The following is a 17,988-nucleotide window of genomic DNA, read 5'->3' as shown; positions in this document are numbered from 1 at the left end:
CCTGGCGCCCGCACGGTTGCGCAAAGCTCGGGGCATGTGCGAGATGAATCGGCGCTGACACTGCCGTTCCGTGTCTAGCCAGGCCGTTGCGCTCCCATGAACTTGTATATCGCAGGTTTCAACGCCAGCGCCAGGCCCACGCCCCGCAGACCGTTGAAGATCAGGAACGACAGCCATAAGCCGTGATTCCCCATCACTGGAAGCAAAATCAACGATAGGGCCAGGAAGGCGATGGAGCACGCCACCATGATAAGCATCAGGGGGCGGGTTCTAGTCGCCCCCATGAAAACGCCGTCGTACAGATAGGCGGGCATCGATACCAAAGGTGCGAGTACGGCCCAGATCAAGAAGGTATCGGCAAGGTGCGCGATGTCTGTCTGATCGGTCAGCAAGCGGATCAATTCTGATCCGGCCACGCTATAGACTAATACATAGAGCAAAGAGCCGACCAGGCCCCAGACCATGCAAACGCGGATGACGCGGGCCAGCCTGGCCTTGTTGCGTTGTCCCACGGCCGAGCCGCTAAGGGTTTCCGCAGCGTGCGCGAAGCCGTCCAGCCCGTATGAGGTGAAGCTTAGAAAGTTCAGCAGGATGGCGTTGGCGGCCAGCAGGGCGTCGCCTTGTCTGGCGCCAAGGTGGGTGAACCATGCCATCGTAGCCAGAAGGCAGGCAGTGCGTACAAAAATATGGCTGTTGATCTGTATCAGCCGGCGCAACGCCGTGGGCTCCAGAATTTCAGCCCATCGCGTGGTCTTGATCTGCGACCGGTATGTGCGCCACAACAGCACGGCGCCAACCGCCGCGCCACTGAAATCGGCCACCGCTGTGGCCCGTCCGATGCCGCTTACGCCCCAATCGAGGCCATAGACGAAGCTGAACACTGCCGCCAGGTTGACCACGTTAATGAGTATCTGAATTGCAAGCGCCACGCGTACCCGTTGGCAGCCCAGCAGCCAGCCCAGGATGACGTAGTTGGTAAGCGTAAGCGGCGCCGACCATACCCGACCGTAGGCATATAATCGCGCTTGCTCGGCGGCCTCTTGCGAGGCGCCCAGCAAGGCCAGGCCCCCTTCGATAAGGGGCTGCTGCAATAGCAGTATCGACAATCCGATGGCCCAGGCGATAAGCACACCTCGCCCTACGGTCAGCACAACCGCCCCGGGGTTGCCGGCGCCGAAATACTGCGCCACCACCCCGGTTGTGCCCATGCGCAAAAAGCCAAATACCCAAAACAGCAAGTTGAAGAACAGGCTGCCCAGCGCTACGCCTGCCAGGTGGTGGGCGCCGGGCAGATGGCCGGCCACCGCCGTGTCGACGGCCGACATCAGAGGCTGGGTCAGGTTGGCCAGGATGATGGGAATGGCAAGAAACAATACCTGCCGGTAGCCAATGGGTTTGGAGGCGGAATGGTTCATGCAGCCAGAATCAATACGACCGCGTACATGACAACGCCCCCGCAAACCGGCCAGCTTAGTGATTTGGTTCTATACCAGATGTACAAGGTAAGCGCGATGCCGCACAGGGTGGCCAGCCAGGCCCCCGTGGTGTCGGAGGAAGGCGCCAAAGACACGCCGAACATGGCAGAGATCATGGCCGGCCCCAGAACAATAAGCCAGGCGGGCACGCCGTCGGAAGCGTCCCGGCGGTTCTGCCGGGACAGCCGCCGCTGCATCCACACATAAGGCAGGGCGCGCATCAGAAACGTTCCGATGGCGATGACGATGACGGAGACCCAGAGTTCAGTGGCCATGAAACCCGCCTTTGAAGTTTTTATTGTTTCTCATCGCATAAAAAACAAGTGTGCCGCATGCCGCGGCCAATGGGATCGCGGCGTTCGTCCACCCATTAAGCTGAAGCAGGAACGCTGCAAGAATGGTGGCGCCCAGCGTGGCGGCCCAGATTTTGGATGTAAAGCGCGGCGCCAGCAACACAACGAACAGAGCCGGCAAAGCAAAGGACATCGCTTCGCCAAGCAAAGGCCAGCGTGCAGTAAGTTCCGCCCCCGCCAGGGCTCCCAATGCCGTGCCCGCGACCCAACTGAACCAAGCCAGCAGCGAAGCACCGGCGAACCAACCCAGACGCTGCTCGGCGGGCAACTGCGGCAGACGGGTATGGGCCAGGGCGAAGACCTGGTCCGTCAACCCGTGCATCACCCACGGCCACCAACGGCTTGGCGGCAGCCAGGGCGCCAGATTGGGCCCGTACACCATGTGGCGTGCATTGATCAGAAGCGTCATCAGCGTAACCAGCCACAGAGGTGCTCCTGACGCCGCCATGGCGACGAACAGGAATTGCGAGGTTCCGGCATAGATCAAGAAGGAAATGGCCACAGCTTCCCAGGCGCTAAACCCCGCTTGTATGGCGATCAGCCCGAAGGAGATCGCTATGGGTATATAACCACCAAAGAGGGGAATGGCTTCACGCGCTCCCGCGCGCCACGGACGCTTCTTGGATATTGCTTGCCGGGAATTCATGTCGCTTCGGGCCCAGGGCTTTATTGCTCGGAAAGCAGCGGACACACTTCGGCGCGAGTCTGGCGGACCAGCGAACAGGCGTCAACGCTAATACGGGCTCAATGATACATCGCGGCGGACTTTTAACGCCTTGCGAATGGTGTTCAGCACTTCATCAACATTGGTGCTGTCGATCAGCATGGTGGAAATGGCCAGGCGGCTTTCGGACGGCGCAGACGGCAGGCAGTGCGCCAGCATCTGGTCCAATCGCCTTGCCGGTAGGGGCACGCAGAAGGGTGGAATATTTGTCTGGGTTCGACCGGTCTGACAACGCCTCGATGAGCGTGCCGCAAAAACCGCCGTCTGCCGCGGGCAATGTTTGCCAGATGGCGATGAACAGACGGCCGGATTCGTGACCTGTATATTATAAAATCGAACGACGTTTGTTATTGATGCGGCCGGTTCGACATCCCTTATGTCCGCGAGGAGACTATTGATGATTAAAGCTGATGTGCGCACACAAACCTTGAACCCCGCTAAGCTGGCGGTGTTGTTCAAGAAGCAGTTTGAGCTCTGCAACGTAAAACAGGAAGAAACCATCGCCATCGTCAGCGACCTGGGCACCCGCACAGAGTATATCGAAGCGGCGTTCGCCGCGGCCGACATGCTGGGAGCAGACATCTATGAGCTGAAAGTGAACATGATTCCTGGCTGGACAAAGGTGGGCGTGCCGACTATTGGCCAATGCAAGGGAACACTAGAGGCCCTGAAAGCCGCCGACATGATCCTGATCTTCCATGTGCCGCTCTTTGCATCGTGGTTGCGCGAGGTTCGCCAGGCGGGTACGCGGGTGCAGATGGTTATTGACGCTCCGGATGACCTGCACGCCCTGCAAGCGCCGGCCGGGCTTAAAGAGGCCGTGCTGCACGCGCATCAAATATACGAAAAAACAAGGCAAGTCCATGTCACCAGCAAGGCGGGCACCGATCTTACCTACGAATGCGGCGAGTATCCCGTGATGAGCCAATACGGCTTCGCGGACGAGCCCGGCCGGTTTGATCATTGGGGTGTCGGCCTGATCCACACCTTCCCGAATGAGGGCAGCGCCACCGGACGCGTTGTGGTTCAACCGGGCGATATCGTCATTCTGCCGTACTGCCGCTATGTGCAGGACGAAATCCAGATCGAGGTGCGCGACGGACATATCGTTTCTATCGAAGGCGGGCTTGATGCCACGCTAATGAGCGAATGGCTGGCCGAAGGCAAAGAACATGACGACGACATGGACCCTTATGCGATTTCGCATTTAGGATGGGGCTTGAATCCGCAGTGCCGATGGGACTCCATCGCCATGTACGGAAGCACACCCGAGCGCAGCCACGCCGCATCGCGGTGCTTTCCCGGCAATTTCCTCTTTTCCACCGGGCCCAATAGCCAAGGGGGCGGAAAGCGCACTACGCGAGGCCACTACGACCTGCCCATGCGCGATTGCTCGATTGACTTGGACGGCGTTCGCGTGGTGGATGCCGGTCGCCTGATCGACCCCAAGATGATTGTTCCCCGGGAGCGCCGTTAAAAATGGACAGAAATGCCTACCCTGCCCAGGAGCCGTTCAATGAGAACATGGCGAAATATCACGACCTGCTCATTGAACGCGCCAAAGGCCTGCAACCTGTCGAGGTGAATTACGGGGACGATCCGTATCAAAGCCTTGGAATTTTTCCGGCCGAAAAACCCGATGGCCGGGTTCTGCTGTATTTTCACGGCGGCGGCTGGACGAACGGCTATAAGGAATGGATGTACTTCATGGCGCCCGCGCTCAATGCACAAGGCATAAGCTTTGTATCGGGCGGATACCGCTTGGCGCCCGCCCATGCCTTCCCGACAGGGTTCCAGGATTGCGCGCGGGCCGTCGACTGGCTGGCGCAAAATATATCCACCTGGGGCGGTGACCCGACGCAGTTGTTTGTCAGCGGCCACTCGGCAGGTGGACACTACGCCGCACTGCTGGCGGTTACCGACGAAGCTATTCCCGGCGTGCCGTGCGCCGCTCGTTTGCGTGGCTCGGCGCCGCTGTCGGGTACTTATTACTTCGGAGAAAATTCAGGGTTGGCGGTACGTCCGCGGTTCCTGGGCCCGCCTGAACTCGCCGCTGAAAACCAGGCTTCTCCCATTCACCAGGTGCGCGCCGGCTTGCCCCCGTTTTTGCTGGCTTGGGGCGACGACGATTTCCCCCACCTGAAGCGTCAAGCGCACGAGATGGCCGCTGCATTGGAACAGGCTGATGTGCCGGTCGAGACGTTGGAGTTACCGAACTGCAATCATTTCACAGCCAGCTATGCTGCCGGTGACGTTGGAGGCCGCTGGCCTTTGGCATTCGATAACTGGTCCGCCCGGGTACTGCGCGATCAGCCGTGATGGCAGGCGGCGCGCCGGCACAGGCATTAGCGTAGCTTGCGGATTTGCAGGCTGGCGCTGCCCGCGTCGCTTGATACCCATGCGCCTGCATCCTGTACGTTGACGTTCAGCGCCATCTTCCGTTGCGCCAGGCTTGCAAGCTCCATTGTTTCTTCTGGGTCCAGCATGTACACGGCCAGGTTGTCGGTGCGTGCCAGTTTATCCCGCAAGCCCGACCACCAAAGTTCGGCATTTCGGCCGTAGGCCACGACAATAACCTGGTCCGACTTGCCACTGGCCTTGAGTATTCGGCGCTCGTCGGGCAAGCCGGTTTCCATCCATTGCAAAATTGCGCCGGTAAGGTCTTTGCGCCAGAGCGCGGGCTCGTCGGTGGCCGAAAGCCCGCGAGTGAACTCCAGGCTGTCGTCGGCGTCGGCATATAAGGCGTATGTCAGCAGGCGCACCATCAGGCGCTCGTCGGTTTCCGAGGGGTGCCGGGCTACCGTAAGGTTGTGGCTGCCATAGTAGCCGCGATCATTGTCGGCGATATGCAGATCGGCTTTGTAGATGGTGGCGCGCAGGGCCATGGATAGGTCTTCAGTATTGCCGCTTGGGGCTTATGGGCAAAGTTCAGGCCGCCTGGCGGTGCTCAGCGCAGCGCCCAGGCGGCGGCGTGTTGCAACGCCGGCAAGAAGCTTTAGAGTGAGGAGCCTGTGGGCTGCGTTACCTCTACGCGCTGGGCGTGCAGAGCTTCAAAAATCGGCGTGTCACTAAAGCGGAACAGATCAAGCGAGGCCTGGTCCGCATCGGCCTGAGCCTGGAAGCTGGCCCACGATGGGACAACAAACATATCGCCTCGGCGCACCTGCCACTGGTGCTCGCCCACCGTGACCGTGCCCTGGCCGTCAAATACTTGAAACACGGACGAGCCCACTTCGCGTCGCGCCAAGGTGCCGGCCCCGCCACGAACCCGGTGCATCTCGGTGCGGATGGTGGGGAGAACGTCGCGGCCGTTGGTGGGATTGGTGTAGCGCACTGCCGCATGGCCGGAGCTTAGCGTTACGGCATGGCCTTCCTCTTCGAGCGCCAGTTGCTCGTCAAGCGCGCGATCGGTATCCACCCAACGGTATGCCAACAGCGGCGAACTGGGCGTCGATTCCAGCTGTGATACCGGCCGTAGACCCGGATGGCCCCACAGCCGTTCCGAGCGCGAGAATTGCGGCGAGATAAGCTCGGCCTCATTGAGTTTGTCGCGGCCGAATTCGAAGAACGATGACTCGGTGTAATACGAAAACGGAATGTCCAGCCCATCGATCCACGCCATCGGTTCGCTTGCGGCATTGTGGTGCGCATGCCAGTTCCAGCCGCCCTGGGGCAGGAAGTCTCCGCGCGACATGCGGATGGAGTCGCCGTTGACCACCGTCCATACGCCTTCGCCTTCGACCACGAAACGGAAGGCGTGCTGGGTGTGGCGATGTTCGGGCGCGTCTTCGCCGGGCATCAGGTACTGGATGGCGGCCCACAGCGTGGGAGTGGCGTAGGGGCGTCCGCCCAGCGCGGGGTTGGCCAATGCGATGGCGCGGCGTTCACCGCCGCGACCCACCGGCACGATGCGGCCGGCTTCGTCGGCCAGCTCGAGCAGCCTGTCCCACCGCCATAGGTGAGGGCTGGCCTTGCTTTGCGGCGCCTGCGGCATGAGATCGCCGATCTCGGTCCAGAGCGGCACCAGCAGCTCTTGCTCGAAGCCTCGATACAACTTTTCGAGTGCGGGACTAGGCTCTGGCTGGCCCGGGGCGGCTACAGCGGATAGGCGAACGGGAGAGGGAACGGCATTTGTTACGCTCATGATGGTCTCGTGTAATTGGGCTTTCCTTATTCTATCAGCCGGCCTTGCCGAGCTCTCGGTCGTGCAAGCTTGCGCAGTGTTGTTTCGATAGGCTTGTCTATTCAGGTCGCGCTTGGCATGATGTTCTGCAAGGATCAATAACTCGGGTTAGGTAATGGATACGAACATAGACACCGGTTACGACCGCTCGACCGATGTCGACTCACCGATTTCGGAAAGTGCCTGGCAACAGGCTTTGTACTGGCTGGAGCGAGCGGACGGATTAATCATTACAGCAGGCGCAGGCATGGGGGTTGATTCTGGCTTGCCTGATTTTCGCGGCAACGAAGGTCTGTGGCGAGCGTATCCGGCGCTCAGGCAGAGCAGGCTGGAATTTACACGCATTGCATCGCCCGCCGCGTTTCGCAGGGAGCCTGAACTAGCCTGGGGGTTTTATGGTCATCGTCTCGAACTGTATCGCAAGACCACGCCGCATGAAGGCTTCGCCATTCTGCGTCGTTGGGCTGATCGTGTGGCGCAAGGCGCATTCGTCTACACCAGTAATGTAGACGGGCAGTTTAAAAAGGCCGGGTTCCTTGCGGATCGCATTTTGGAATGCCACGGTACTTTGCATTGGTTGCAGTGCATGGAGGTTTGTCGCGATGCTTTATGGACTGCGGATGGCTGGGTTCCTGAAGTGGATGCAACGGCCTGCCGATTATTGTCGCCCTTGCCGACTTGCCCTGCTTGCGGCGCCCTGGCTCGCCCCAATGTGTTGATGTTCAACGACGGCGACTGGGTCTCCACCCGCACGGATCACCAGCAGCAGCGGCTGGAGACTTGGCTGTCGGGCGTCTCGCAGCCTGTAGTCGTCGAGCTGGGAGCCGGCACAGCGGTACCCACCGTTCGATGGTTCGGCTCTATGCTGAATGTGCCGTTGATCCGCATCAACTTGCGCGAAAGCGAGATCAGCAAAGGCCAAGGCGTGGGATTGGCCGGACGCGCGCTTGAAGTCCTGTCTGAGCTGGACCGAAGGTGGAATAAGGAAGGAACCGTCGCGTAGTAGCTTCTGCCTTGCCGGACCTCTGCCTTGCCGGGCCCCTGCCTTGCCGGACCTATACCTTTTTGACGAATTCGGTTTTCAGGCTCATGGGGCCAAAGCCATCAATCTTGCAATCAATATCGTGGTCGCTGTCGACCAGGCGGATATTCTTTACGCGCGTACCCATTTTGACGGTGGCGCTCGAGCCCTTGAGCTTCAGGTCTTTGATCACTGTGACCGTGTCGCCGTCCTGCAGAATATTCCCCACGGCATCGCGGTAGATTTTGCCCTCGTCTTCGGCGGATGCGCTGTCTTGTGGCAGCCATTCGTGCGCGCATTCAGGGCAGATAAGAAGCGTTCCATCGTTGTATGTGTATTCTGACTGACACGAAGGACAAGGAGGTAAATTATTCATGGTGAACTCTATATCTTCTATAAGCATCTGCTTTTGGATGCCATAAGGTCCCAAGGCCAAGCCGCAGCCTGGCTAGATTTCTTCAAAGACGGTTTGCAGCTCAACGTCTTCAAATTCCAGCGTGAAGTTTTTTAGCGGGGCGGTTTCGTTTTCTCGAATACTAAGCTCTAAAGAGCCGCCGGTTAGCGATGCGCTTTCCAGATGCGCTGCTGCGCCCGCCATCCAGGCGCTTCCGGTAATTGCCTGGTATTTTTGTTGCAGCTTCACGCAGTATAGGGCGCCGTCCAGGCCTTCCCATTCCCAGGCGCCTTCAACCTGAGCCGGCACGATCCATTTGTAGATATTGACGCCGCTTAAATGAAGCCGCTCATCGGCTTCCCAGTCGCCCATGTCGAAAGTCTGTGAAATGATGCGCGTGCCCGGACGAAGCTGACTTAACAGGCGAGGCCGCAATCTGACATTCACGGCATCCAGAAGGTATAGGGTGACGACCGTCGCTTCGCTGAAGTCGGCGGTAAAGATATCTTCTTCAATAAAGTCGACCATGAACTCAACACGAGAGTTGCCGGCGTACTCCATGGCGTCTGCGATACGCACGGTATCCATTTCGATGCCAACGCTGCTGGCGCCATAGTCGCGAGCAGCGGCAACGACAATGCGGCCGTCACCCGAGCCCAGGTCGTAGAGCACGTCTTCGGCCTTGAGCTCGGCCAAGTTCAACATGGCCTCGATAACCTTGTCATCCGTCGGCACGAACGGTACGTCTAGAAATTTGTCCGGCTGGGGTGAATAGTTGTCGAAGTCGTCGATCAAATCACTAAACAATGGCAACACCCAAAAGATTAAGAGTCGGCATAGTGGGAGTGTGGATAAAGGCCCTGGCTAGAGCGTCGGCGGATATCAGACCGGATGGCGGGCGAATCTGTACAGCAAAAGGCGTTTCAGCTGTTTGGGCATGGGTCGATGTGGCCATGGACCCAGCTTGATCGAGGTTTTCTACGGCTATGGTCGATATGGCAGATATAGTTTATGGCGTCCATGGCCTGGTAGCGCCGCATGCGGCTCGGCTCGTGGCATGCGTGCCTTGAGGCAATACTGAAGCCTGTAACCGAGGACCCTCAATAAAGCATAACACTGTCGGGGCGCTTCGGCTCGACATGTCGCATAGGGCTCGGATTATTGCCTGGCCTTACGTGGCGACAGCTTGGGCATGCCGTAATTGAGCCAGTACAACGCCTTTTCCCTGCGTTCCGATTCCAGAAGTGGCTCACTTACCCCGCCGCCTCCCGATGCTGCCGATGAATATCGCGTCTGTAAGTACAGCTTTGCCGCGTCAACGCTGGCGAATTCGTATCCTTGTTGTGCGGCGCGCTCAAAATATGACAGGGCCAGATCGGGGTTGCTGGCCACAGGAGGGAAGCCCATTACGTAGTACCGGCCGATCATGTATAGGGCATGTCTGTAATTTTGTTGCTCGGCGCGCTGATACCAAGGGAAAGCTTTATCGAATTGCCTATCCGTAAGAACATACATGTCGCCAAAACTTGCCAGGCTGTATGGGTTGCCTGTCTCGGCTGCTTTTTGAAACCAGGATGCTGCTTCGCGTTTGTCTCCCCAGCCATCCCGCTCGAACAGACGCCAGCCTAGATCTGTCATCGCGTCCGGGTGCCCGGCCTTTGCCGCACGGGCAAAGGCCTCGATCGCTTTTTCGTTATCCTTTTTGCCGTCCCTATACACCTGCCCCAATTGATAAACAGCATGGATGCTGCCGGCGCGGTCGGCCTCGTTGCCGACGACATAGGCATCGTCGTAAAAGCGCGCTTTTATATAGGCTCGCGCAAGTTGCGCTTGCAGCCGTCGATGGCCGGGGTGTTGCTCCAACGCCTGCTCGCAGGCGGGAATTGCGGCAGCGGCGTCCAATTCGTGCCATTGCACGTGAGCGATTCCCGGTGCGCGGTCCGGATCATTCCTATCGGCGGTGAGTCGGTCACACTGCGTCACGCCGATATCGGCTAAAGCTTGGGCTGGCACGATAGATTCGGGCTGCTTGCTTCCAAACAAGCCGCCCAGCGATACGTCGGAAAGTTGAATACCGTTGTTGGCTGCGCAACCCGCGAGCAGTAGCGGAAGCAGGGCGGCAAGCCAGCGCCGGCTTAGACTGCGAACGTTGTGATTCAAGAGGGAGGCACAGCCAGGCGTCGAATTGATTTTCATGGCGTCTGAATTTCGGCTAATTTCCCCGGGCGGTTTCGCAACTGTAATCGTGCCCATCCCACGGACAATCACCCCCGCTTGGTCGCGCGCCGGATGCCGAACCCGAACCCAAGACGCTTGCCGCGGCGCCGAGCACGTTGGCCAGGCCGCTTAGCGTCTTGTTGATACCGGCTTTATTGGCTAGCCGGCGGGCGTCTGCATCCACCCGCGCCTGCTCGTCGGCCTTCGCCTGGGCGATACGAGCTTCGCGTTCGGCTATGGCGGCGGCGGGTGGCTTTGGGGTCGTCAAATCAGACAGCGGCAGGCCGAGCCGGCACTCCATCGCGTGAATAATCGACATTTCAACGACATTGGTTTCCCAGCCCTGCTGGTAAACCGCCTGGGCCTCGGGCAGTACGGGAGTGCCAGGGTCGACAACCAAGCGCTCCATCGCGGACAACCAGTGCAGGTTTGATGCATGTTGCTGACGGCTCAATCGCAAAAGCCGAGCGGGCCCTCCGGCTGCTGCCGCCAGCTCGTCCATGTTCATCTCGTACAGGCCATCAGGGGTAACAGCCATGCCGGCCTGCTTCGCGGTTGCGGGGGAGATGTCTGAGAATATGCGCTGACCGCAGTTATTTATTGAGCTTGCCGATTGAGCTTGGGCAGGAGAGAGCCCGATTGCCGCCACACAGAGGACTGTAACCGACATGCAAGCAGCCAGCCAGCCTGAATAAGACGAAAAACTGCAGTTTTCATGCTTGGGTTTCATGGTGGCTTCCGTTTTGAACTCCAGTTTGGAACGATAGTAGCCACAACTGTCCTGTTGAACAAGCTTATTTCTTGCCAACCCTTTGATTTATAAATGAAGTGCGATGTTCAGCTGCGGCGCCGATTGCGGGCTTACGCCGCCACGTCACCCCGCCTGGGGGGTGTATTACTGGAGTTCAGGCCGTCATCACCGGGGATGGACGGCAAGGCAGGCAGACCGAACTTGGCCCTTACTCTTTGGCAGTCCGGGTTCGGGGCGCCGTCTTCCTCCCAGGCAGGAAAGTCTCGACAGGGTGAAGGACGCTGCTCGTAAATAGAGCAATGTATTCCTTCGAGCCCTATCTCGCCGCGAAGTGCTACGCAGCGTTGCCCGCCTTCTTCCGTGCCTTTCATGCATGCACGTAAAGGGCCGACTTGGCTGACCAGTTCCGGTGGGACCGTCCCTCCATCTTCACCCGTGATTTCGCCACAGTAGAAAGAGACGCGAAAATGCGCGCAGCATGCACCACAGCTAAGGCATGGATTCGTATGAATGTCGTCGTTCGAAGCTGTGTGGCCCCGCAAAATGGGGAACCGAGCCTGCGCCAGGCCAGTGCGCTTGTCGTTCATAAACGTTCGACACGAAAAATGAGAGCGTGAATTTTACACCGGCGCTCGCCCAAGCTTTCCGATGAAGAGACCCAGTTCGAACAAAACGTTATCTCGAACCGCTAGTTTCTCAGTGCCTCGGGTGTTCACAGCGCGCTCACCTAGGCGGAACTCCTCGCGATTACCTCAAATATTCCTTCCTGATTTCGGGTAAATCCCTAGGGCCCATCTGAAGCATTGACTGGCTGTATGTTTACATCTAATATTGTATGCAAATAACATTTTATGCATGCAAATTTTGGTGCGGAGGGGCAAAGAACATGAAGACAAGCGACACCGTTGTTGGGGTCGCCCGTCAAGGTCAGCCAGCGGATGTCGCTGAGGACTGGACACCGGGTACGATGGCATTTGAGCTGCCGCCTCATATTGCCCAGTATTTGCTGACGCACAGTACGAGCTACGGCCCAGCGGGAGAGGCACTGGTGCAGGCCACTGCGGCGCTCGGAGAGCCTGCCGTTATGATGATCGCTCCAGAGCAGTACGGCGTGCTGCGACTCCTGGCCGCGTTGGCTCGCGCCAGGCAGGTACTCGATCTGGGCACGTTCACAGGGCTTTCAGCGATGGCGTTGGCCGAGGCCGTGGGCGAGCAGGGGCGCGTTGTCACGGTGGATCGCAATCCCGCCTGGATCAAAATGGCCGAAACCTACTGGCGTATGGCGGGGCTGCAAGACCGTATCGAGGTGCGGGTGGGCGAAGTCGCCGCAATATTGGACGCTATGCCGGCGAATGAGCTGTATGACATGGTTTTTATCGACGTCGATAAGGCTGGCATCCATGAGTATGTCGAGGTTGTCTTGCGGCATCTGACGCCGCATGGCTTCATCGTGCTGGACAACGTCCTGTGGCATGGTTGGGTGCTGGACCCGGATCGCGGCGACGCCGACACAGCGGGCATGCGCCGCTGCTCAGCGCTGCTTGCTGCTCGCCCCGACCTAGAGGTGACCATGCTGCCGGTCGCAGATGGCATCAGTGTTATACGACGCAAGACGCCCAACAGAGTTGGATAGCTCGAAAGCCGGAGGCTTGATGAGTGAGCTGGTGCGCATCTTTAGCAGTTGTGGACACTGCGGGATAGGTTTTGCAGCGTCGCATTGAGTATTCGGTTTGCGGAAGGATGCAGGCATCTTTTTGGGCTTGCAGTTTGTTCGAACTTACAGCGGAAGTCGGGTGAACTGGTTTCTTGGCAATAAGCGCCTGAAGTCAGCATCGAAACTTACGACATGTTCGCTCTGATGGATCGCCGCGGCGGCCAGCCACGCGTCTGGTACGTCGTTGTTGGAAAGATCTTTATCCAAGCATAATTGGCTCAAAATGGACCATTCGCCGCTCAAGGTGGCAGGCTCTATATCGGCCGCTTCTAAAAGCGCGTCAATGAAATTCAGTGCATCAGTCATGGGCGTGGGATGCACAAAAATTCTTGGATGCGTGACTAGCCGAAGGAAGCTTGCAATCACCATGGGCTGCAAACTAAAGGCGGTTCCTTGGCTTGAGTTGGCAATAGCTTGTTCCAGCCAAGCACGTGCGGGTGCGTGATGAGGATGATCGCTGCGCGATGCGGCGACAAGAATATTGACGTCAGGCGTCATGGTCGGCGGCGTCCAGCAAGGCTTTGTTGCTGAGGCCATCAAGACCAGGCATCAGCCCGCCTTTTCCACGATAGACAGGCAGGTGAACGGGCTTGGCGGACATCCGCTGTTTCTGCAGGCGCAACTGAAGTCCTTCTTCGATCAGACGGGTTAGGGTCGTGCGCTGTCGCGCAGCGGCGACTTTTGCTTCAGCGAGTAAGGTGTCGTTGAGGTCGAGAGTGGTTTTCATGGATTGATCCTCTCAATACAGATTTCTGTATTTTAGTTCCGATTACGTCTAGATGCAACCATGGTGTCATGCCGATGGGCGTGGGGCGTCAGTCATGCTCGCCAGATGTGCATGCTCTATGAAAGGGAGAATTGGTCTGAACTGCTGGCTGCAGGTTATGGTCCTCTTCATGGAGAACGCCCAGCCAGCATGGAGCCGTATGTTGGGCTATAAGTGAAAGAATGATGATAGAACAACAGGCACATGCCCAGGAACTACGCATACTACGATTCTGGCGCGCCGTTGAGGCGTGCGTTCCGCAGAAAGTCGAAAAAACCAACCCGAGTCACACCACCGAGCCTGTCTATAGGTTGAGCGTGCCAGACCCCTTGCCTTGGTTCAATCCCAAGCACCGGAGCAAGCGAGTCGCGCCCAATCGCGTCTGGCGCTATACGCTGCAAGCCGGGGTATACGACATTGAGAAGTTCTCGACCTTGTTGGAAGACAAGCTGGGCGCGCACGAGGACGTGTTCGATGAGCGCCGGCCCTCTGGCCAGGCCCGTCTTTTTGATCTGGCCTGCGATGAAGATGGTTACCCTCTTGCGCAGAGTTTCGTGTTGTCCTTGGCGTGTTGGGCTGCCGGTCAGATTCTGCATTATCCCAACGGCATCGCCGTGCTGGAAGACGGCGGCACGACTATCACCGATGGCCTCCCCGAGGCTGACAAGGACATTCCAAGCCCGTATAGCGGTTATTCGGGGTTCGACGTGCTCGTACAGCGGTTAATCCAATGGATCACTGACGAAGCTGCTGAAGCGCGCAGAAAAGAAACCCCGCCCTCTCGCGCTTGGTTCGATGCCTTGACCGGGCGTATCTCCGACATTTGTTTGCTGCCTGCCGGGCTGGTTACATCGACTCACGTGGCCAAGTGCTTCCAGGTAAAGAAGCCCGAAGCTACGCCTGGCAAAACGGCTCCGCAGCCGGTTCAAAGCCCGGAAGTAGACCTACTGAATAGTTTTTTTGTGAATGATCTCAATGCGCTGAGCCGCGCCTGGGCCAAGAGGGATGTCGGGAAGGGGCTGACCGAGTATGTGCGAGCGGTAGCGCAGCAAAATCCCGTGCGTCTGGATGTCCGAACAGCAGACGGAGTGTCAAGCGCCTTCGAGCAACTGGATCCCACGCGCTTCCCCGACGGCAGTTGGCCGTCGGATCATCCGCTGGCATTCAGCCAGCAACTGGCGGTCAATGAGTTATGGCGCCGGCTCGAAGCCGAGCCTGGAATCTTCGCGATTAACGGGCCGCCGGGTACAGGGAAAACCACCTTGCTGCGTGATGTTGTTGCCGCGGTCGTCACCGCGCGCGCCGCGCGCCTGGTGCAGGTGGGGGAGCGGGCATTTGCCGGTCGCATGAAGAAGAAACTGGGTGAGTTCTGGTGCAACTATCAGCCGCTGCGTCCCGATCTGACGGGATTTTCGATCGTCGTCGCTTCGGCCAACAATGGCGCGGTGGAAAACATCTCGCTGGAGCTGCCTGGCATCAAGGCTGCACCCGCTGATGTCGCGGAGCGGGTTGCGCATCAAGATGGCTACTATAAGCAGCTCGCCACAAACGTCTTGGGCAAACCTGCCTGGGGACTCTTGGCGGCGCGCATGGGGTCGAAGGCCAACCGCAATGCGTTCATGAGCGGCTTCTGGTGGAAAGAGCCTGTTGGCATTAGATCCAGGCACGATCGGAAGCACTCGCAAGGCGATACTGCGGAAGAGGCAGAGCTCAAGGCCAGGCAAGACGCCGACCCCTTTGTTTTAGGCGGGGAAGGGCTGCGCTACCATCTAACACGGATCCAGGAGGGTAAGCGTGAACCTGCGATCAGGTGGACGGAAGCCGTGGCCCGGTTCCAGAAAGCTCAAAAAACGGAACGTCAATGCCGACACGCTTTGCTGGCAAACGCGAAACTTATTGCCGATGTTACCCAGGCGCGGGCACGGGTCGAGGAACTTGCGCATGCCGTGCAAAATATCCAGGCGTGCCTCTCCACGGGACAAGCCGGGCTGCCGACGCTACAGGCGCGCGTTGAGAGTCTGGACGCACAACTTGCCGGTGTGCTCAATCGGCGTGCCGCAGCGCAAACAGAATTGGCGGCGCACGACAAGGCTAAACCTGGATTCCTGATCTGGCTTTCTACCTTGGGACGTTCGCACCGTGAATGGTGGAGCAGGAGGCAGGAAATCGACGCTCAAGTCAGGCGAGCCAGTACTGATTACGGCACCTTGGCCGCCGAGTACGAAGACGCCAAGGCGGCCCATGTGAAGGAAAATAGAGGCGTTGCGGAGCAGATGGCGGCGTTGACTCAAAAAAGGGCCGACCACCAACAGGCATTGAACCAGGTTGAAGCCCATAGCCAAGCATGCCAGTTGGCGATGCGGCGGTTGGGGGCGGCTTGGCCTCAAACCAATGGCAGTGACGGAGAGCGGGAGCTTTCCGCCCCGTGGTCTACGCCTGAATGGCGTCGTACGCGCCAGGATTTGTTTCTGGCAGCGCTTGATGTGCACCGTGCTTTCATTGAAGCGCATCCTCAAGAAATCATCGAAAATCTGGGCCTGGCCTCGAACTGGCTGCAAGGCAAGGACATGCCGGAAGAAATGGCGCGCACGGCACTCGACAGCCTTGCACTCGTGGTGCCGGTGATTTCCACTACCTTCGCTTCGATGCCCCGAATGTTCAGCCGGCTTGGGCGCGAATCGATAGGCTGGCTTCTTGTCGATGAGGCGGGCCAGGCGTTGCCCGAACAGGCCGCGGGCGCCATCTGGCGCGCTGAACGCACTGTAGTGGTAGGAGACCCGAACCAGCTCGAGCCTGTTCTGGGCTTGCCAGTCGCGGTCGAAGGCGCGCTGGCACAGCACTATGGCGTCCCCCGATACTGGTGGCCGAGCGCCACATCGGCGCAGCGCCTGTCTGATCAGAGCATGTCGACGGGCACCTGGCTGCCGGGGAGTGATAACGAAAAAGTGTGGGTGGGCTCTCCTTTGCGCGTACATCGGCGTTGCGATGACCCGATGTTTTCCATCAGTAACGACATTGCCTATGACGGCCTGATGGTGCATGGGAAACCCACGACCGAATGTGCTTGGCCGGACTCTCACTGGATTGACGTGCGTGCGCAAACCGGCGAGGGCAACTGGATACCCCAAGAGGGTATGGCTGCTCGACGGTTGGTGCAACGCCTGCGGGCCGAACACGATGTAGAGCCGAAGGACATTTTCTTGATTTCACCCTTCAAGGACACGGCGACGCAACTACGCGCGATGGCCAAGGAGCTTGGGCTGGATCCCGCCAAGACAGGTACTGTGCACACGACTCAGGGCAAGGAGGCCGCAGCCGTCATCTTGGTACTGGGCGGGAGTCCTCAGCGTGAGGGAGCCAAGGATTGGGCTGCAAAAACGCCTAACTTGCTCAACGTTGCAGTCAGTCGGGCCAAGGCACGCTTGTACGTGATTGGAGATCGCGCTGCTTGGAGCAAGCGCCCACATTTTCGTGTGCTTAACAACCGGGTGCCAGGAACAGAAAGAATTGCCGAAGATAAGCAGCATGGGTAATTGGTAAACGGTGCGTCAGTTCATGCGACGACGGCTTTGGCCATCCCCGTCCCCGATCGTGCGAGACAGGCGAATGGTGGCTGGGGCACGATCGAAAAATGATCGTAAGCCAGCATGAACATTGAACCTTTTGAAAAGTGATTGATGTCGAGGGAACAGTTTAGGGGTAACGCCCTGGACAGACAATATTACCCCGGCCTCGTCTTGCCGATGTGATCGGCAATGACCTACAATGTATCGCAATTGCTATGCAAGCATCCGAGGGTAGTATGAGTAGTATGAAAACCGCCACATTTCCACCGCTCAGGGTTGACCCGCAGTTGCGCCAAGACACTGAAAGCGTCTTGCGCGAAGGAGAAAGTCTGTCGCAGTTCATCGAACAGGCCGTACGCAGTCAGGTTGAGCTACGCAAAGCCAATGAAGCCTTCCTGGCGCGTGGCTTGGCCTCGCGCGACCGGGCCCGGCAGACTGGTCACTATGTCGACGCCGATGTAGTGTTGGGCAAATTGCACGCCAAACTGGATGCGGCCAAGGCGCGTACCAGTCGCTCATGAGCTATACCGTTCGTTTCACGGAGGAAGCCGAGGCGGATTTAGTGAGGCTGTACGAACTCTTATTAGAGCAAGACCCATACGGCACGGAGTTAGCTGAACGAGCCTTGGCGCGTATCGTCCAGGCCATCGATTTACTGAAGCAATTTCCGTTTACATGTCGCAAGACGTTGGCCCACAACCCTTATCTGCGTGAACTGGTGATCTCGTTTGGCGCCGCTGGATATGTGGCGCTTTTCGAGATCGAGCGCGACGACATCGTGACGATACTGGCCGTGCGTCATCAGCGCGAGTCGGACTACCATT

At 58.5% G+C, this 17,988-nt stretch carries 21 protein-coding genes; 7 read left to right on the top strand and 14 right to left on the bottom strand.

Annotation, left to right across the window (positions count from 1 at the left end; translation table 11 throughout):
• Positions 1–74: 74 nt before the first annotated feature.
• From ACIY1O_RS11250 to ACIY1O_RS11235, 4 genes are all read right to left on the bottom strand, one after another.
• Complete coding sequence (locus ACIY1O_RS11250) at positions 75–1,415, bottom strand: MATE family efflux transporter (RefSeq protein ID WP_397475182.1); 1,341 nt, start codon at positions 1,413–1,415, stop codon at positions 75–77.
• Complete coding sequence (locus ACIY1O_RS11245) at positions 1,412–1,750, bottom strand: AzlD domain-containing protein (protein ID WP_397475181.1); 339 nt, start codon at positions 1,748–1,750, stop codon at positions 1,412–1,414. The genes ACIY1O_RS11250 and ACIY1O_RS11245 overlap by 4 nt, the downstream gene beginning before the upstream one ends.
• Positions 1,740–2,474, bottom strand: a complete 735-nt coding sequence (locus ACIY1O_RS11240) for an AzlC family ABC transporter permease (RefSeq protein WP_397475180.1) — start codon at positions 2,472–2,474, stop codon at positions 1,740–1,742. The genes ACIY1O_RS11245 and ACIY1O_RS11240 overlap by 11 nt, the downstream gene beginning before the upstream one ends.
• Positions 2,475–2,561: 87 nt before the next feature.
• Positions 2,562–2,720, bottom strand: coding sequence for a hypothetical protein (locus ACIY1O_RS11235; protein WP_397475179.1), 159 nt, complete (start codon positions 2,718–2,720; stop codon positions 2,562–2,564).
• 229 nt (positions 2,721–2,949) lie between these two features.
• On the opposite strand from ACIY1O_RS11235, the gene ACIY1O_RS11230 reads away from it, so the two are divergent.
• Complete coding sequence (locus ACIY1O_RS11230; protein WP_397475178.1) at positions 2,950–4,029, top strand: 2,5-dihydroxypyridine 5,6-dioxygenase NicX family protein; 1,080 nt, start codon at positions 2,950–2,952, stop codon at positions 4,027–4,029.
• Between the two features lie 47 nt (positions 4,030–4,076).
• Positions 4,077–4,871: an alpha/beta hydrolase gene (locus ACIY1O_RS11225; protein WP_397475177.1), complete on the top strand. Its 795-nt coding sequence runs from the start codon at positions 4,077–4,079 to the stop codon at positions 4,869–4,871.
• Between the two features lie 26 nt (positions 4,872–4,897).
• Here ACIY1O_RS11225 and ACIY1O_RS11220 read toward each other — a convergent pair whose 3' ends face one another.
• Together ACIY1O_RS11220 and ACIY1O_RS11215 are read right to left on the bottom strand one after the other, a co-directional pair.
• Complete coding sequence (locus ACIY1O_RS11220) at positions 4,898–5,437, bottom strand: YaeQ family protein (protein WP_397475176.1); 540 nt, start codon at positions 5,435–5,437, stop codon at positions 4,898–4,900.
• Positions 5,438–5,547: 110 nt separating this feature from the next.
• Positions 5,548–6,696 (bottom strand): cupin domain-containing protein, encoded by a 1,149-nt coding sequence (locus ACIY1O_RS11215; RefSeq protein WP_397475175.1) that lies wholly within the window; start codon positions 6,694–6,696, stop codon positions 5,548–5,550.
• 154 nt (positions 6,697–6,850) lie between these two features.
• On the opposite strand from ACIY1O_RS11215, the gene ACIY1O_RS11210 reads away from it, so the two are divergent.
• A complete protein-coding gene (locus ACIY1O_RS11210; protein WP_397475174.1) occupies positions 6,851–7,738 on the top strand; it encodes an SIR2 family NAD-dependent protein deacylase in 888 nt (295 codons plus the stop codon).
• Positions 7,739–7,790: 52 nt separating this feature from the next.
• On the opposite strand, the gene ACIY1O_RS11205 is transcribed toward ACIY1O_RS11210, so the two are convergent.
• The 6 genes from ACIY1O_RS11205 to ACIY1O_RS11180 all read right to left on the bottom strand — a co-directional run bounded on the left by ACIY1O_RS11205 (position 7,791) and on the right by ACIY1O_RS11180 (position 11,834).
• Complete coding sequence (locus ACIY1O_RS11205; RefSeq protein ID WP_397475173.1) at positions 7,791–8,132, bottom strand: zinc ribbon domain-containing protein YjdM; 342 nt, start codon at positions 8,130–8,132, stop codon at positions 7,791–7,793.
• A gap of 72 nt (positions 8,133–8,204) precedes the next feature.
• Complete coding sequence (locus ACIY1O_RS11200; protein ID WP_397475172.1) at positions 8,205–8,957, bottom strand: class I SAM-dependent methyltransferase; 753 nt, start codon at positions 8,955–8,957, stop codon at positions 8,205–8,207.
• Positions 8,958–9,308: 351 nt separating this feature from the next.
• Positions 9,309–10,346 (bottom strand): tetratricopeptide repeat protein, encoded by a 1,038-nt coding sequence (locus ACIY1O_RS11195; protein WP_397475171.1) that lies wholly within the window; start codon positions 10,344–10,346, stop codon positions 9,309–9,311.
• A gap of 16 nt (positions 10,347–10,362) precedes the next feature.
• Positions 10,363–10,905, bottom strand: coding sequence for a hypothetical protein (locus ACIY1O_RS11190; protein WP_397475170.1), 543 nt, complete (start codon positions 10,903–10,905; stop codon positions 10,363–10,365).
• Between the two features lie 323 nt (positions 10,906–11,228).
• Complete coding sequence (locus ACIY1O_RS11185; RefSeq protein WP_397475169.1) at positions 11,229–11,705, bottom strand: YkgJ family cysteine cluster protein; 477 nt, start codon at positions 11,703–11,705, stop codon at positions 11,229–11,231.
• A gap of 33 nt (positions 11,706–11,738) precedes the next feature.
• Complete coding sequence (locus tag ACIY1O_RS11180; RefSeq protein ID WP_397475168.1) at positions 11,739–11,834, bottom strand: TIR domain-containing protein; 96 nt, start codon at positions 11,832–11,834, stop codon at positions 11,739–11,741.
• A gap of 170 nt (positions 11,835–12,004) precedes the next feature.
• Here ACIY1O_RS11180 and ACIY1O_RS11175 point away from each other — a divergent pair, with 170 nt between their 5' ends.
• Positions 12,005–12,751: an O-methyltransferase gene (locus ACIY1O_RS11175; protein ID WP_397475167.1), complete on the top strand. Its 747-nt coding sequence runs from the start codon at positions 12,005–12,007 to the stop codon at positions 12,749–12,751.
• Between the two features lie 144 nt (positions 12,752–12,895).
• Here ACIY1O_RS11175 and ACIY1O_RS11170 read toward each other — a convergent pair whose 3' ends face one another.
• Positions 12,896–13,330, bottom strand: a complete 435-nt coding sequence (locus tag ACIY1O_RS11170; protein WP_397475166.1) for a TA system VapC family ribonuclease toxin — start codon at positions 13,328–13,330, stop codon at positions 12,896–12,898.
• A complete protein-coding gene (locus ACIY1O_RS11165) occupies positions 13,320–13,559 on the bottom strand; it encodes a DUF2191 domain-containing protein (protein WP_397475165.1) in 240 nt (79 codons plus the stop codon). Before ACIY1O_RS11165 ends, ACIY1O_RS11170 begins: the two co-directional genes overlap by 11 nt.
• 221 nt (positions 13,560–13,780) lie before the next feature.
• Between ACIY1O_RS11165 and ACIY1O_RS11160 the strand changes: the two genes are divergently transcribed.
• From ACIY1O_RS11160 to ACIY1O_RS11150, 3 genes are all read left to right on the top strand, one after another.
• A complete protein-coding gene (locus tag ACIY1O_RS11160; RefSeq protein ID WP_397475164.1) occupies positions 13,781–17,131 on the top strand; it encodes a DEAD/DEAH box helicase in 3,351 nt (1,116 codons plus the stop codon).
• Between the two features lie 269 nt (positions 17,132–17,400).
• Positions 17,401–17,685 carry a YlcI/YnfO family protein gene (locus tag ACIY1O_RS11155; RefSeq protein ID WP_397475163.1) on the top strand — a complete coding sequence of 95 codons (285 nt, stop codon included), beginning with the start codon at positions 17,401–17,403 and terminating at the stop codon, positions 17,683–17,685.
• The coding region (locus tag ACIY1O_RS11150) for a type II toxin-antitoxin system RelE/ParE family toxin (RefSeq protein WP_397475162.1) at positions 17,682–17,988 on the top strand (307 nt) is incomplete at its 3' end. The genes ACIY1O_RS11155 and ACIY1O_RS11150, both read left to right, overlap by 4 nt.

Source organism: Pusillimonas sp. (assembly GCF_044464525.1).
In the GTDB taxonomy this organism is placed as follows: domain Bacteria; phylum Pseudomonadota; class Gammaproteobacteria; order Burkholderiales; family Burkholderiaceae_B; genus Pusillimonas.
The sequence above is the reverse complement of the archived record's forward strand: the minus strand, read 5'-3'. Positions and strand labels throughout refer to the sequence as shown.